The sequence below is a fragment of the Rubritalea marina DSM 17716 genome, assembly GCF_000378105.1.
GTDB lineage: Bacteria > Verrucomicrobiota > Verrucomicrobiia > Verrucomicrobiales > Akkermansiaceae > Rubritalea > Rubritalea marina.
This window is the reverse complement of sequence record NZ_KB899247.1, coordinates 85,690-100,083: the sequence shown is the minus strand read 5'-3', so window position 1 is coordinate 100,083 and position 14,394 is coordinate 85,690. Positions and strand designations below refer to the sequence as shown.

The 14,394-nt window shown below is 51.3% G+C and carries 13 protein-coding genes; 8 read left to right on the top strand and 5 right to left on the bottom strand.

Going from position 1 to position 14,394, the window contains the following annotated elements; all coding sequences use genetic code 11:
• Positions 1-11 precede the first annotated feature (11 nt).
• From xseB to F454_RS0100445, 4 genes are all read left to right on the top strand, one after another.
• Positions 12-293: an exodeoxyribonuclease VII small subunit gene (gene xseB / locus F454_RS13630; RefSeq protein WP_083912840.1), complete on the top strand. Its 282-nt coding sequence runs from the start codon at positions 12-14 to the stop codon at positions 291-293.
• Positions 268-2,166, top strand: coding sequence for a 1-deoxy-D-xylulose-5-phosphate synthase (gene dxs / locus F454_RS0100455; protein ID WP_018968650.1), 1,899 nt, complete (start codon positions 268-270; stop codon positions 2,164-2,166). The genes xseB and dxs overlap by 26 nt, the downstream gene beginning before the upstream one ends.
• Before the next feature lie 173 nt (positions 2,167-2,339).
• Complete coding sequence (gene dnaX, locus F454_RS0100450) at positions 2,340-4,019, top strand: DNA polymerase III subunit gamma/tau (protein WP_018968649.1); 1,680 nt, start codon at positions 2,340-2,342, stop codon at positions 4,017-4,019.
• Positions 4,020-4,328: a YbaB/EbfC family nucleoid-associated protein gene (locus F454_RS0100445; RefSeq protein ID WP_018968648.1), complete on the top strand. Its 309-nt coding sequence runs from the start codon at positions 4,020-4,022 to the stop codon at positions 4,326-4,328. It begins immediately after the preceding gene.
• Positions 4,329-4,465: 137 nt separating this feature from the next.
• On the opposite strand, the gene F454_RS0100440 is transcribed toward F454_RS0100445, so the two are convergent.
• From F454_RS0100440 to F454_RS0100430, 3 genes are all read right to left on the bottom strand, one after another.
• Positions 4,466-6,211: a sulfite reductase subunit alpha gene (locus tag F454_RS0100440; RefSeq protein ID WP_018968647.1), complete on the bottom strand. Its 1,746-nt coding sequence runs from the start codon at positions 6,209-6,211 to the stop codon at positions 4,466-4,468.
• 217 nt (positions 6,212-6,428) lie between these two features.
• Positions 6,429-7,238 (bottom strand): SDR family NAD(P)-dependent oxidoreductase, encoded by an 810-nt coding sequence (locus F454_RS0100435; protein WP_026292607.1) that lies wholly within the window; start codon positions 7,236-7,238, stop codon positions 6,429-6,431.
• A gap of 49 nt (positions 7,239-7,287) precedes the next feature.
• Positions 7,288-7,710, bottom strand: coding sequence for a DUF6941 family protein (locus F454_RS0100430; protein WP_018968645.1), 423 nt, complete (start codon positions 7,708-7,710; stop codon positions 7,288-7,290).
• A 214-nt stretch (positions 7,711-7,924) separates the two neighbouring features.
• Between F454_RS0100430 and F454_RS0100425 the strand changes: the two genes are divergently transcribed.
• Positions 7,925-9,166: a hypothetical protein gene (locus F454_RS0100425; protein ID WP_018968644.1), complete on the top strand. Its 1,242-nt coding sequence runs from the start codon at positions 7,925-7,927 to the stop codon at positions 9,164-9,166.
• Between the two features lie 156 nt (positions 9,167-9,322).
• Here F454_RS0100425 and F454_RS0100420 read toward each other — a convergent pair whose 3' ends face one another.
• Both F454_RS0100420 and gpmI read right to left on the bottom strand, forming a co-directional pair.
• Positions 9,323-10,048, bottom strand: a complete 726-nt coding sequence (locus tag F454_RS0100420) for a hypothetical protein (protein WP_018968643.1) — start codon at positions 10,046-10,048, stop codon at positions 9,323-9,325.
• Between the two features lie 220 nt (positions 10,049-10,268).
• Entirely contained in the window at positions 10,269-11,807 is a 1,539-nt protein-coding gene (gene gpmI, locus F454_RS0100415) for a 2,3-bisphosphoglycerate-independent phosphoglycerate mutase (protein ID WP_018968642.1), read from the bottom strand.
• Positions 11,808-11,909: 102 nt separating this feature from the next.
• Here gpmI and F454_RS0100410 point away from each other — a divergent pair, with 102 nt between their 5' ends.
• From F454_RS0100410 to miaA, 3 genes are read left to right on the top strand one after another with little or no spacing between them, the layout of a single operon-like run.
• Positions 11,910-13,007 carry a glycoside hydrolase family 3 N-terminal domain-containing protein gene (locus tag F454_RS0100410; protein ID WP_018968641.1) on the top strand — a complete coding sequence of 366 codons (1,098 nt, stop codon included), beginning with the start codon at positions 11,910-11,912 and terminating at the stop codon, positions 13,005-13,007.
• 39 nt (positions 13,008-13,046) lie between these two features.
• Positions 13,047-13,478, top strand: coding sequence for a transcriptional regulator MntR (gene mntR, locus F454_RS0100405; protein ID WP_240471527.1), 432 nt, complete (start codon positions 13,047-13,049; stop codon positions 13,476-13,478).
• Positions 13,479-13,500: 22 nt separating this feature from the next.
• Positions 13,501-14,394 carry a tRNA (adenosine(37)-N6)-dimethylallyltransferase MiaA gene (miaA, locus tag F454_RS13625; RefSeq protein ID WP_018968639.1) on the top strand — a complete coding sequence of 298 codons (894 nt, stop codon included), beginning with the start codon at positions 13,501-13,503 and terminating at the stop codon, positions 14,392-14,394.

Genomic DNA, 14,394 nt, shown 5'->3' with positions numbered 1-14,394 from the left:
ATCCTTCAGCCATGGCGAAAAAAGCTGCTAAACCCTTTGAATCATCACTCGCTGAGCTTGATCAGCTTGTGGAACAAATGGAATCTGATCAACTCCCTCTCGAGGAACTCATCAGCCACTACGAACGTGGTGCAGAACTTATCAAACAATGTGAATCCACCCTGAAAGCCGCAAAAATGCGGCTTGAAACGATTCAAAATACTGGCAGCAATAGCCCTGCAGCAAACGAGCAGCAACCTTCTACCCAATCCACACTTGCATCCCAAGATGACGACGAGATCAGACTCTTCTAACCCCGACAACGCGCTCCCGCGCTTACTCGCTAGCATCCAAGGTCCGGATGACCTCAAAAAACTCCAACGCGATGAGCTCCCTGAGCTTGCTCAAGAAATCCGCGATGTTCTCATCTCTCGTCTATCAGTCACAGGTGGCCACCTCGGGCCAAACCTCGGCGTGGTCGAATTGAGCATTGCACTCCACTACGTATTCCATTCACCAGAGGACAAATTCACCTTTGATGTTTCCCATCAAGGCTACGTCCACAAGATGCTCACTGGCCGCGCCAGCGAAATCCACACCATCAGAACCTATCAAGGTCTCAACGGCTTTTTACTGCGCACTGAGTCTGAGCATGACTGCTACGGTGCGGGACACGCTGGTACCGCCGTATCATCCGCACTCGGCATGGCTTCCGCTCGAGACCTCGCTGGGAAAGACTTTGATGTGGTCGCAGTGGCAGGTGATGCTGCCTTCACCTGCGGCACGACCCTAGAGGCTCTCAACAACATCTCTGACGCCACCAAAAAGTTCATCTGTGTACTCAACGACAATGAATGGTCTATCGATAAAAATGTTGGCGCTCTGGCCCGCTATTTCAACGATCTTCAAACAAGCTCCACCTATTCTTCTGTACGCGTCAAGACTGCCGACATCCTAGAAAAACTAGGCGGCTCAGGTGCTCGTAAATTTGCACACAAGATCGAACAAGGTGCCAAAAACCTCCTCGCCCCAAGTGTCGTCTTTGAGGAATTTGGCATCCGCTACTTCGGGCCGATCGACGGCCACAATGTGCAGCTACTCGTCGACACCTTCGAATACTTACGCGACCAAGAAGAACCTGTCATTCTCCACATTATTACAGAAAAAGGTCGAGGCTACACTCCAGCACTAGACAACCCTGGGAAATTTCACGGCCTCGGTGCCTACAAGATTGAAGACGGCTCCACCGCTGCAGCCTCGCTCCCGACCTACTCAGAGGTATTCGGCCGAGCCCTCACCGACTTCGCCAAGGCTGACGAGAAAATCACCGCCATCACAGCGGCTATGCCCGGCGGCACAAAGCTCGACATCTTCAAAAAGGAGCTCAACGAGCGCTACTTTGATGTCGGCATTGCTGAGGAACACGCCGCACTCTTCGCATGCGGCCACGCCTGTGAAAAGCTGCGTCCATTCCTCACCATCTACTCCACCTTCATGCAGCGCGCCTACGACATGATCATCCATGACATCGCGCTACAGGAACTCCCCGTGAGAATGTGCATGGACCGCGCTGGCCTATCCGGTGACGACGGCCCCACCCACCACGGACTCTTTGACATCGGCTACCTTCGTCACATCCCAGGTATCATCCACATGCAGCCGAAGGATGAAGAAGAATTCGTCGACATGCTCTGGACCATGGCACAATACGACGACGGCCCAACCGCCATCCGCTACCCCCGTGGTGCAGGCGTGGGAGCCAAGCCGAAAGCTGAGCCACAATTACTCACGATTGGTGAAGCTGAGCTCGTACAACAAGGGACAGACGTCTGCCTTATCGGACTTGGCAACATGTTTGAAATGGCAGAACAGACCCGCGACATCCTCGAAGCCAAGGGCTACTCAGTCACCCTCATTAACCCACGCTGGATCAAGCCACTCGATGCTAAGACCATCTCAGAGCAAGCTTCCAATGCCAAGGTGGTCTGCACCTTCGAAGACCACGTCCTCGGCAATGGTTTTGGAGCCAGCGTGATCGAGCTACTGCATGATTCAAACATCGACACTCAAGTCGAACGCATCGGCTGGCCAGATGCATTTGTCGAGCACGGCAAGATCGACATCCTGCGCAAGCTTCACGGTGTCACGGTCGAAAACGCAGTCGACAAAGTGCTCAAGCACGTCTGAGACACATTGCTATCAATTTCATCAGCCCGGCAGCTCACAGAGTTTGCCGGGCTTTTTTTCATTTATCTCGATGCGCGGCGGATTCTGGAGCATGACGGCTCGGCGTTCGTTAGAAGGAGCTTTTCAGCATTTTTCTCATTGGCAAGATCCCCCACTCCAGTACTCTTTCATCTGTGAGCTATCAGGTATTCGCTAGAAAGTATCGTCCCAAAACCTTTGAAGACGTCCTCGGCCAGGATCATGTGATCCAGACACTGCGCAACGCAATCGAGCAAGACCGACTCGCTCATGCCTACTTGTTTGTTGGGCCACGTGGCACCGGCAAGACCTCCACTGCGCGAATCCTCTCCAAGGCACTGAATGCTCCCGGTGGCCCAAGCATTCGCTTCGACCCAGATTCAGAAATCGCTCAAGAGATCGCCGAAGGCCGCTCGCTCGACGTCATTGAAATTGATGGTGCATCGAACAATGGCGTCGAACAAGTACGTGAACTGCGCGACAATGTCCTCTTCGCCCCGAGCAAGTGCCGCTTCAAGATTTACTACATTGATGAGGTGCACATGCTTTCAAATGCCGCCTTCAACGCACTCCTGAAGACACTGGAAGAACCACCAGATCACGTCAAATTCATCTTTGCCACCACCGAACCCAACAAGATCCTACCTACCATCATCTCACGCTGCCAGCGCTTTGATTTGCGCCCGATTGGCACCGAAACAATTGCGCAACAGCTGCAATTCATCGCCTCGAACGAGGGCGTCACCCTCTCCGACGGCGCTGCATGGGCTGTAGCCAAAGGAGCCGATGGCGGCATGCGTGATGCTCAATCGATGTTTGACCAACTCGTCGCCTTCTGTGGCAACGACATCAACGAAGCCAATGTACTCGATGTCTTTGGTTTCACCTCGCGCGAGACCGTCGCGACGCTTTGCCAACACATCCTTGGCAAGAACACCAGCGGGGCACTCCAAATTCTCAACGAACAAGCTAAGGCCGGTAAAGCGCTGAATCAGCTACTTGACGAGACGATCAGCTGCCTGCGCGCACTACTGGTGGCTAAAGTCGATGCCAATGCGACCAACGAAGGCATCCCCCAACAACTCTGGGACACACTCCAACAAAGCTCGAAGCATTGCAAGACCGAGCAACTCCTTCAAATCATCGATATTTTCGCCGACACCGAAGCGAGAATGAAGTGGGTCACCAACAAAAAGCTCCACTTTGAGATGGGAGTGATTAAAGCCGTTCAATCGCTGAATAACATCCAAATCAGCGATGTGATCAAAGCTCTAGCAGGAGCCCCAGAGCAGCCACCTAGCCCCTCAGCTACGGCTGAAACAGTAGCGCACACCGAAGCAGCTGCCGAAGCACCAACTACTGAGCAAAGGTCAGAGTCGGAACCTCTTACCCCCCAACCGGAAGCGCCAACAACGGCCACCACTCCTGAGGTAGCCAAACCCACTGAAGCAATTCCCGAATCACCCACGGAAGCACCTGCGCTCCCACCACAGGAAGACCCCGCTCCAGAGCACCGTGCAGCAGCACCTAGCGAATCCAAACCGGAGCCCGATCAAGCAAGCGAACAACCAAAACGCCGCACCACCAAAGAAACCTTTGCCGCATTCGATAACCTCATCGAGAGCGCTCCCGAAGTCTCAGAGCAGCCCCCCATGCCAGAGCCTCAATCTGCTCCTGCACCGCAGGCCACCAGCCAATCGTCTTCCAAGACTGAAGCTAAGGCTGACCCAGCAGACGAATCATCCCCAACATTTGACGAGGATGCATTTTACAGTGACCCACTCATTAAAAATGCACTTGAAATTTTCGAAGCAACCATCAAACCAATCAAGTAAATGAATATCAATAAACTCATGAAGCAGGCCCAGCAAATGCAGGCTGGTATGCAAAAAGCACAAGAAGAACTCGCCCAGAAGACAGTAGAAGCACAAGTCGGGGGCGGAAAAGTAACCGTCGTCGCAACTGGTGCTGGCGATGTCGTAGATATCAAAATTGACCCAGCCATCATTGACCCTGATGACACAGAGTTCCTTCAAGACCTCGTACTCAAAGGCGTGCAAGAAGCGATCACCAAAGGCAAGGATATGGCTCAAGGTGAGATGTCTAAACTTACTGGCGGCATGAACATCCCAGGCCTTGGCTAAGACCCCCTAGCAATCCCAAGCTCTCACTACGAAGCACGCAGTTGACTGCGTGCTTTTTTTATCGTTGCAGCTTGGCCGAAAAAAAGCCTGCACCAATGATGATGCAGGCTTTTGCAAAATGTGTGGTGAGTCTGGGCTTAATAGACGTCGCGGCAGTAGCGTTTGTCCTTCTTCAATTGCTTGACGAAGTCCACTGCTGCATCCTCGCTGAGGCCACCGTGTTGCTGAGCAATCGTGTGAAGTGCCGCGTCCACATCCTTAGCCATGCGTGATGCATCACCACAGACGTAGAAACTTGCTTCATCTTCACTGAGCCACTTCCAAAGTTCTGCACCAGTTTCTAGCATGCGATCTTGGACATAGATCTTTTCCTTCTGGTCACGTGAGAATGCTGTGCTGAGCTTGGTGAGCACGCCAGCTTCCTGCATTGCAGTGAGCTCATCCTTGTAGAGGAAGTCATCTGCTTCGTGCGGGTTGCCAAAGAAGAGCCAGTTGGCACCAGAAGCCTCACTCACTTGGCGCTCTTCGAGGAAGGCGCGGAATGGAGCAATACCAGTACCCGGCCCTACCATGATGACTGGCTTAGTGCCATCTTCCGGTAAACGGAAAGCATTGTTGGAGTGCAAGAACACCCCTGGCTTCACGCCACCAGAGCGGTCGGAAAGAAACGTAGAACACACGCCACCACGGTCGCGGTACTTACTGTGGTATCGTACGATACCCACCGTCAAGTGCACTTCATCAGGATGCGCGTTCGGGCTTGAAGAAATTGAGTAAAGTCTTGGTTGAAGCTTCTTGAGGGCTCCAACAAATTCTTCAGCATCTTCGAAGTCTGCGGGATGGTCAGTGATGAGATCAATCACCTCGCGTCCCCAACAGAAATCGTCGTAAGCAGCTTTATCATCGCCTTCAACCAGAGCGCGCAAGAATGGAGAACCACTACGTTGCTGCCAATTCTGGATGAATGTCTTGTTGAGATTGCGAATATCGTACCCTTGAAGGAGAGCATCGCGGAGTGGGCCTTCGCCACCACCAGGAAGCGGCACTTCATCTGTCGGCTTGAACGGAAGATTCGCAAGAATCTCATCTACCAATGCCTCATCATTGCGTGGGTAGACACCCAAGGCGTCGCCCACTTCGTACTCGAGCCCTGAACCCTCGAGCGATAGCTCGATGTGGTGGGTCTCACGCGGTGTGTTTGGCGTGTTGAGATTCTCATTGTGTAAAATGGCAGACGGGAATGGGTTCTTCTTGCTGTAGCCTTCTTCAGAGAGGTCATCGGCTTCAACAGCCACAGGAGCAGCTGAGGCACCAAGTGCATCCATCACCCCCTTCTTCCACGCGTCGTACGGTTCGTCAAAGTCAACATCACAGTCCACACGTGGCAAAATACAGGTGGCACCAAGCTGAGCAAAACGCTCGTCAAATTCGATACCACACTTACAGAAGTCCGGGTACTCAGTATCACCGAGTGCCAGCACTGAGTAGTTCACGCCTTCTAGGCTAGGAGCTTCATCACTGAGGATCCACTCGTGGAAATCTGCTGCATTGTCCGGTGGCTCACCATCACCATAGGTGGAAGTGATAATAAGGACATTCTGCTCCTGGGCTAGCTGCGCTTTATCATACGAACCAAGGTCATTGAGCGTCGGGGTGAAATTCATTTTACCCATGGCCTTAAATAGCTTCTTGCCGAGAGCCTCGGAATTACCAGTTTGCGACCCCACAAGAATGGTCACGGGTACAGCCGGAGCTGAGCTCTGGCCATTGAGTCCGCGCCCAGAAGTTAGGTCGTTGATGAAGTTCCCAACCAAACCATTGAGCCATTGGCGCTGTTCAGCATTAAAGGGTGCATCATCAGGAATATAATTCTGCTGTGACATAATAAAAAAATTCTCTTAGATTTGTTTCGCTAAGGACGCACAAAATGCTGCAAAGATTTCCAGCATGCAAGCATTGATGCACAATAATCGCGCATTATTTTGGCTCCAGCACCCGTGAGCGCAGAAATTCAGCCAAACTTATGAATTTTTGAATGCCTCGGCCATAAAACTAGCCGCAATAGATTGCACCCGCTTTAAAACTAAGGGCACTTGACTCCTACTTTGCCTTGCGCGGGCGTGTCCCCATAATCAAACGAGTCGCCACGATCGGCAAGGCGGAGATAGCTAAGGCTGCCAAAGCAATTTTCACCCCAGGATAGACTCGTGCCTTCCCTTTGGACAACCCCTCAATCGCCTCTGAAACCACCACCTCTTTAGGAGTGTAGAAGAATTCATTGCCAGGGATCTTGTTGGATTGATCACCTCGCATCGCGACCTTCCCAAATTCGGTGTGCACTGGCCCAGGACACAGAGCGAGCACGTTGATGTCGTGCCCTTTCAGCTCCAATCTCAAGGCTTCAGAAAAGCTCGTAACATAGGCTTTACTGGCCGCATAAACAGCGAAATCAGGAATTGGTAGAATGCTTGCCAATGAACTCACATTCACCACATCTCCTCCACCATGAGCAATCATGTCCGGAAGCACTGCCCGAGTGATGTGCGATAATGCCGTGACATTGAGCTCAATCATGCGCTCAATCTTAGGCCAATCAGCTTGGGCAAATTCGCCGTAATCCCCCATCCCAGCATTGTTGATTAACAAATCAGGCCTGGCGCCATGATCTTGCAATAACTGGATGAATTCCTCGCGGCGTTCGCGATTCACCAAATCCACAGTAAAGTGAAGCACATCCAAGTGTGGATTGATGGCTTTGAGGTCGCTTGCTAGCTGAAGCAAGCGTTCCTCGCGGCGCGCGATCAATATCATTTGGTCGCAGGAATGTACCAATTGCTTGGCAAATTCCTCACCGATGCCGGCGGAGGCACCAGTAATCATGACGGATCGATAATGGGGTCTATCGTGCATGCTTGTTGGAGGGAATTCGTTTGATGACAAATCTGTCATTCAGAGCCAATTATGCAGATGGCTGCTGCGCATTTTGGTCTACTTCAACAATGCGAAGTGGGATGCGAGTAATAAGCTCTTCATCCACGCTGATATCGATGGAGTAAATACCGTCCTCAGGGAACTGAAGCCCCTGAAGGTTAAGAATGAGGTTGCGTGTCATGAATGGCACGTCATCTGGAAGGTCGATTGGCATGTCAGCCACGATTGGCATTTTTTCGTCGATCCCCTGGCCATCAGCATCGATGATGTTCACGGTGAACTTGTGTTGGCCACGATCTTCTGGGGTGATGCAGAGACGCATTGCAAGGCAGCAATGTGGGTGCACTACTGGCATTTGCGGTGCTGCAAGAGTGTCAAATGTTCCATTGATTACCATCTTGCCGTTGTAGTCAGCAGCGAAGTCACAGAGAGTTGCAATTTGAATATCCATAATACGTTTTTACTAAATTGATTGATGCCCCATAAAATAAGAGCAAAGTAGCTATGCCAGATTTCACTCCAAGGTAAAGCATCAGTTTTAAGATTTTCAGAGACGATGGGAGGATGACTTTTTCCTTGAGTGAATTGGCTTTACCTAACATCTTCTAAATAAAGATGAATGGCCTATCAGCAGCTAATCAGACATACCTATTACCCAATCATTTATGAAATTAAAAACCACAGCCCTCGCCGCATTTTCTCTAAGTCTCAGCCACCTTGGTGCTGAAAGCATTGGAGTGAACACCAAGGCTGCCAACTACAAAACAGGCACACTTGATGACTACCGTGACTATATCGAGCGTTCAGTAAAAGCCTACCACCCTGAAGCGGCTAAGGCGTTCTCGCTCGACAACTTGATGGATTTGATTGGCATCCCAATGAGCACTGGCTACGCACAATCGTCCACACCTCAGGGCACTGAGTGGATCAATGCCTCACAAATGAACATTGGCAACAACTACAATGGTATCTTGGCCTTGATGTTTCAATCTAAACACCAAGAGCAGGTAGTTTCTAAAATAGCTCCTGCAGGGAGCGACGTCGTCTTCCAAATCCCGCTCAACATGGCTCAAGTGGAGCCCCTGATCCTCGACATGGTAAAGCTTTTTAGTGATGAAGAAACCGTCCAGGAGGTGAAAACTTCCATGCAAGAAGCCGTTCCTGGCATGGACATGACCACCGAAGAGTTGCTCGCTAAAATCGATCTCCGTCTCAGCATGGTGCTAGATTTGGACCCGACTAAACAACTACCAACCCCGATGGGAACCTTTGACACGCCCAAGCTCATGATCCGCTTAGACGGTATCACATGGATTTGGGAAAAGTTAGGCCCTCAAATCATCGGTGGCTCTGGTCTCCCATTCTCTCTCGACGAACAAGATGGTGTCCTCAGCTACACAATACCCGCGGAGATGGCACCACAGTTTATGGGATTTCTCCCAATCATTGTTGTCGACAAGAACAACGATCACATCTGGATTTCAAGCACTCCAGAATTCTACAAAGCATGTGCATCAGGCAAAAATACGCTGGCCGAGAGTACTGACTATCTCGAAACCATGGATGGTATCCCGAAGAACGGCATCATCAGCTCCTACCTCTCAAAGTATAGCTGCGACTACATCAGCAAGATGTTAGCCGCCTTTGAAAGCAGTGGTATGTTCGAGGGCGCAGACGCAAACACACAAGCACAACTGAAGCGCGCCACTGATCTACTTTCTAAGGTGCAGCACGGCTTTGCCTCCACAGTCGTAACCAACGCACAAGGCATCCTCACTGTAGAACGCCATGTGCAAAACACCGACCAACAACTTCTCCAAGCACTCTCAGATCTTAAAGAGCTCGAGGCGCTTCATTCCCAAGAAGCGGAGGCTACCGAAGAGACGCAGAAAGCGGAGAGCGAATAAACGTATCCACGGCGAAAGTCACTCCACAGAGCCTACCGAGATGCTGACATCCTGGTAGGCTTTTTTTAGCTCCTAAGCTCCCACCTCGTGGGGCATGACACGCCAGCAAAGTACAGCAACGACAAGCAGCCGAATCGAGTCCCCTGCTGCTGTGCTTCAGCGGCCCAAATTCATCATCACTGACATCCCGCTCACGCGAATGAGGTTCACCTTGTGTGAGCTATCTTCTGCTGCCAGCTCTGCAGGTTCTGTGGTAAACGCTCCAACTTGTGCCGTTGCTGGCACAGGCGCCTGCGCGCTGGCATTGACCGTTTGGCCATCCACCTCAATGGTGAATGAAAGGAAACCAAGCCCAAAGGCTTCATCATCAGGATCCACATTTTCCACAGTGAACGACTTCGACTGAACGATAAAAACGGGATCCTTATCAGCCTTGGTGACCCCAGCAACCTGAGCATCACCATCACCCCACATCTGAGCAACCCCAATCTTGACATCCTTAAACACCGATTGAGGCTGAAAATTTAATGTCGCCTTAAGCGTCTCACCCGGATCGATGATTTCTGTTGAATCGTCATCACCACTCACCCCGATCAAAAAGGTGCTGGGAATAATGCCATCCTTGGTCTCAAAATCCACAGAGAAATGAGCCGTTTCATAACCCTGGCCTCCGACCGTACTCAGGTCGACCGTGTAGGCATAATGTAATGTGAGCTTCCCACTTCCATAGTTGGTCTGTCTCACCAATTTAAATTGGTTCCTACCATCGCCCGGGTCTCTCGTCTTGTTGTCATTGAACAACATATCGGTCGGGGTAAAGGTGGCTGCAGTTGCGAGAGTCGAAGCAAGCACGCCTCCTATCAATGGTGAAAATTTCTGCATGGTAGCTTAACTTACGCCAAGCAATGGATGGATCCATCGGATCTCACATAAATTGAGGATGGATTCAAGGCATGCACTGCAAAGCCTGATTCGGGCGAACCATGCCACAATTCAATACTCCCTTGTATCCCTATTCCTTATGAGTTCTCTAGACTCAGAAAAACAAAACCGCCTGAGCACCAAACAGCACTCAGGCGGTCACATTGATTCCCTTCAGGAATTATGCCTTTTTAAGAAGTGTCGAACCAGTCATCTCTTCGGGCTGGGCGACTCCCGCCATATCCAAGAGAGTCGGCGCGACGTCGGCAAGGATTCCATCCTTAACCACAAATTGATCGGCATCTTCAGCAACATATATCGCATGCACGAGGTTCGTAGTGTGCGCAGTATGCGGCGAACCATCGGGATTGATCAGCTTTTCGCAGTTGCCGTGGTCAGCGGTGATGAGAAGCTTGCCGCCAAGTCGAAGTGTTTCCTTCACCACGGCCTCAACACCTTCATCAATCGTCTTGCATGCTTTTTTACAGGCCTCAACGATACCGGTGTGTCCAACCATGTCTGGGTTGGCAAAATTCAAGATTACCAAGTCATAGTCTTTGAGACGCGCTACCAATTTTTCAGTCACTTCTGGAGCACTCATTTCTGGCTGCAAATCATAAGTTGCCACTGCTGGGGAGGACACAATTTGACGATCTTCACCTTCGAATGGTTCCTCAGCCCCACCATTGAAGAAATATGTCACATGTGGGTACTTTTCAGTCTCAGCAATACGGAGCTGCTTGAGCCCAGCCGCTGAAGCAACCTCACCGAGCACATTGCTCATGCTGCTAGATGGATACACCACCGAGCAATCGTATGATTCATCATACTCCGTCATAGTTACGAAATGCACCTTCGGGTGCACCTCTTTGTCAAAATGATCAAATGCCTCACCGTCAAGAAAAGCATTAGATAGCTGACGAGCTCGGTCCGCACGAAAGTTGAACCAGAAAACCACATCCCCGTCATTGACTCGTTGGGTGTCAGCATCGTCGAGGATCAAGGGCTTGATAAATTCGTCAGTCTCACCAGCCTCGTACTTCGCAGCTAGCACCTCGCTAGCTGGAACATCAATCTTCTCACCTCGCCCAAGCACCAATGCATCCCAGGCTAACTTGTTGCGCTCCCAGCGCGTGTCACGATCCATCGCAAAATAACGTCCTACCACGGTGACAATCTTGGCATTGGTACCGGCAATCGCTTCCTCCAATGCCTGCATGTAGCCAACACCACCAGTAGGCGATGTGTCACGACCATCGGTGATCGCGTGAATCGCAATCTTTTCAACGCCCGCTTCATGTGCCGCTTTCACAAAGGCGACTAAGTGCTCTTGGTGGCTGTGCACACCTCCGTCAGAGACCAAGCCCATGAAATGTAAGGTCTTACCTTTGGCTTTGGCAAAAGCTTCTTTCACGGCATCCAATCCAGGCATTTCACCATCACTGATCGATTTATTGATGCGCGTGAGGCTCTGATAAACGATCCGTCCTGCTCCTAAATTCAAGTGACCCACTTCGGAGTTCCCCATCTGCCCATCTGGCAAACCCACATCCATGCCTGAGGCACTAACGAAGGCCTTCGGGTAGCGTTCCAACAACTGGTCGTGGAATGGTGTGTCAGCGAGTATGGTGGCATCCCCATCCCGGGCGGCGGTTTCTGTTCCACCTGGGTTCACCCCCCAGCCATCGCGAATAATGAGTACTACTGGTTTCTTAGCCATGTTGCTGCGCTTATAGGACTAGAATGCAGAGTAGAAAAGCAGAATCCTTGCCTCAGGGGATAGATCCTTGCATTCTGCCGATTGCTGACCAATCCTGCACCTATGCACGGTCAAATGCTCCTCCTTGGCATCAAAGGGTTTGAACTTACCACCAATGAAATCCACTACCTTAGCAAGATCCAGCCAGGGGGTTTTGTCTTGTTCAGCAGAAACATTGAATCTCCAGAGCAAGTGCGATCACTCACCGACTCCTTAAGAGAGATCTGTGACATCCCTCCGATCATCGCTATCGATCAAGAAGGTGGCCGCGTCACCCGAACCAAAGGCATCACCCCCATCCCACCGTCTGCAGATGAAATGCGCCGCGCTGGCAAGATTGATGCTATCGCGTGGCATGGTATCCAAACTGGCCAGATCCTCTCACAATTAGGGATCAATATGAATCTAGCTCCCGTATTGGACATCAGCTATGAGCCCGACTCAGATAATGCGCTGGCTGGGCGATGCTACGGCCTCGATGCACAGGAGGTCATCAACAATGCAGGCGTGTACAACCGCAATCTCAGACGCACCAAAACTCTCACCTGCGGCAAGCACTTCCCATCCTGTGGTGTTGCTGATGTTGACCCACACCACAAGCTACCAATCTCAAACAAGACCATCGATGAGATGCTGGCTAGCGACCTCATCCCGTACACCGCACTCTGGCCAGAAATGAATGGCATTCTGACTGGGCACACACACTTTTCCGCCATTGACCCTGAGCAAGCCGACCTGCCGGGATCACTCTCCTACAACGTCGTCACCAAACTCCTACGTGAGCAACTCGGCTACAACGGCCTCGTCATCACCGATGACCTCGATATGGGCGCGATCATCAACACGTACGGCCGTGGTGCCGATGTCAAAATGGCCATCGAAGCCGGCAATGACATGGCCATGATCTGCCACCAAACAGACACTGCAGAGCGCGCACTCGAAGCCCTCCAAGAACTCCCATACCACATGACCAAAGCCACCTTCAAGCGGATCAAAAGAGTCAAAAAGAAAATACCCAAAACCTACCCATTCAGCCAAAGTCGTTGGGACATCCTCAAAAAGGAGGTCATGGATCTCCGTATCGAAGTCCTCGGCGAAGAGAATGCCCACAAAGAAACTGACACCCGCTCGAACTCACGCAGCCCGGTAGAGGATTATTAAACGCATTCCAGATCATCGTAACATCCATCCAAAAATTCAGTGAAGTCTAACCGCACATCCGGCTCAGTCGCAATGGACGACTACCTCGAACAAATCCTCCACCTCATCGAGGAAAAGGGATACGCGCGCCCGGTCGACATCTCCAAGAACCTTGGGATCTCTCAAGCCTCCGTGACCAACATGCTCCGCCGCCTCGACTCAGAAGGCTTGGTGAACCATGAAAAGTATCGAGGTACGATTCTAACCGAGAAAGGCCGCACGATTGCCGATGCAATCATCACCCGCCACGCAGCACTGACTGAGTTCCTCAGGCTATTCGACATCGATGAAAGCACCATCTACAACGATGTGGAAGGAATGGAACATCATGTTTCAAAGTCAACCCTCAACGTGATCACCTCCATCGTCGCTGAGCTCAAGGAGAATCCAGATCTGCTAGAGCGCTTGAAACGAGCTCAGCAAACATCCTAGTGCAACAAAAGTTAGCCCACCAATGCATCAACCCATTTACATCTGTGGATCGACTGCCAGTGGAAAGTCTGCGCTCGCAATTGAGATTGCCAAGAGGCTCGATGGTGAAGTCATCAACGGCGACGCCTATCAGGTGTATCAAGGCCTTGAAATCATCACAGCCGCCCCTAGCGCAGAGGAACTAACTCAGGTACCGCACCACCTATTCTCCGTCATCGACACAGGTGAAGAATTTGATGCCCAACGCTACCGAGAACTCGCACTTCCGGTGATAAAGGACGTACAGGATAGAGGTAAAACCCCGATCGTCGTTGGCGGCTCTGGTATGTATCTAAAATTCATCACCCACGGCCCATCACCTGTGCCCCCTAGCGATCCCATACTCCGTAGTGAGCTCGAGGCGAGAAGCGATAGCGCGTTAATCGATGAATTACAACGAGTCGACCCGGAAGGCGCAGCTGCCACCAACCTTCAAAACCGTCGCTATGTCATCCGAGCGCTGGAGATCTGCCTACTTTCAGGCAAGAAAATGTCTGAGATCAAGAATGATTGGAACGCAGAAAGCGACGCCATCAATGCCACTCTCCGTGGGGCGCTTCTGCAATGGGACGCTGAAGCACTGCGTCAACGCATCCGCCAACGCACAAAGATCATGCTAGACTCAGGCGCTATTGAAGAGGTTAGACAACTCATCGAGCCGTCGCTCACATGTGAGAAAGCCATCGGCATCCGCCAGATTCGAGGCTACCTCAACGGCGAAATCAGCCTACAAGAATGCGAAGACCAGGTTTTTTATGCCACCTGCCAGTACGCCAAACGCCAACGCACTTGGTTTAAAAAAGAACACTGGCTCACGCCACTCCCATGCGATGACAACGTGCACACTGGCCAGCTCGCCGACCTCATAGAGTATTGA

Bases quoted from the DNA above. Each gene is read 5' to 3' on its own strand.
- xseB (WP_083912840.1), top strand. From the start codon at position 12: ATGGCGAAAAAAGCTGCTAAACCCTTTGAATCATCACTCGCTGAGCTT.
- dxs (WP_018968650.1), top strand. From the start codon at position 268: ATGACGACGAGATCAGACTCTTCTAACCCCGACAACGCGCTCCCGCGC.
- F454_RS0100445 (WP_018968648.1), top strand. From the start codon at position 4,020: ATGAATATCAATAAACTCATGAAGCAGGCCCAGCAAATGCAGGCTGGT.
- F454_RS0100440 (WP_018968647.1), bottom strand. From the start codon at position 6,211: ATGTCACAGCAGAATTATATTCCTGATGATGCACCCTTTAATGCTGAA.
- F454_RS0100435 (WP_026292607.1), bottom strand. From the start codon at position 7,238: ATGCACGATAGACCCCATTATCGATCCGTCATGATTACTGGTGCCTCC.
- F454_RS0100430 (WP_018968645.1), bottom strand. From the start codon at position 7,710: ATGGATATTCAAATTGCAACTCTCTGTGACTTCGCTGCTGACTACAAC.
- F454_RS0100425 (WP_018968644.1), top strand. From the start codon at position 7,925: ATGAAATTAAAAACCACAGCCCTCGCCGCATTTTCTCTAAGTCTCAGC.
- F454_RS0100420 (WP_018968643.1), bottom strand. From the start codon at position 10,048: ATGCAGAAATTTTCACCATTGATAGGAGGCGTGCTTGCTTCGACTCTC.
- gpmI (WP_018968642.1), bottom strand. From the start codon at position 11,807: ATGGCTAAGAAACCAGTAGTACTCATTATTCGCGATGGCTGGGGGGTG.
- F454_RS0100410 (WP_018968641.1), top strand. From the start codon at position 11,910: ATGCACGGTCAAATGCTCCTCCTTGGCATCAAAGGGTTTGAACTTACC.
- miaA (WP_018968639.1), top strand. From the start codon at position 13,501: ATGCATCAACCCATTTACATCTGTGGATCGACTGCCAGTGGAAAGTCT.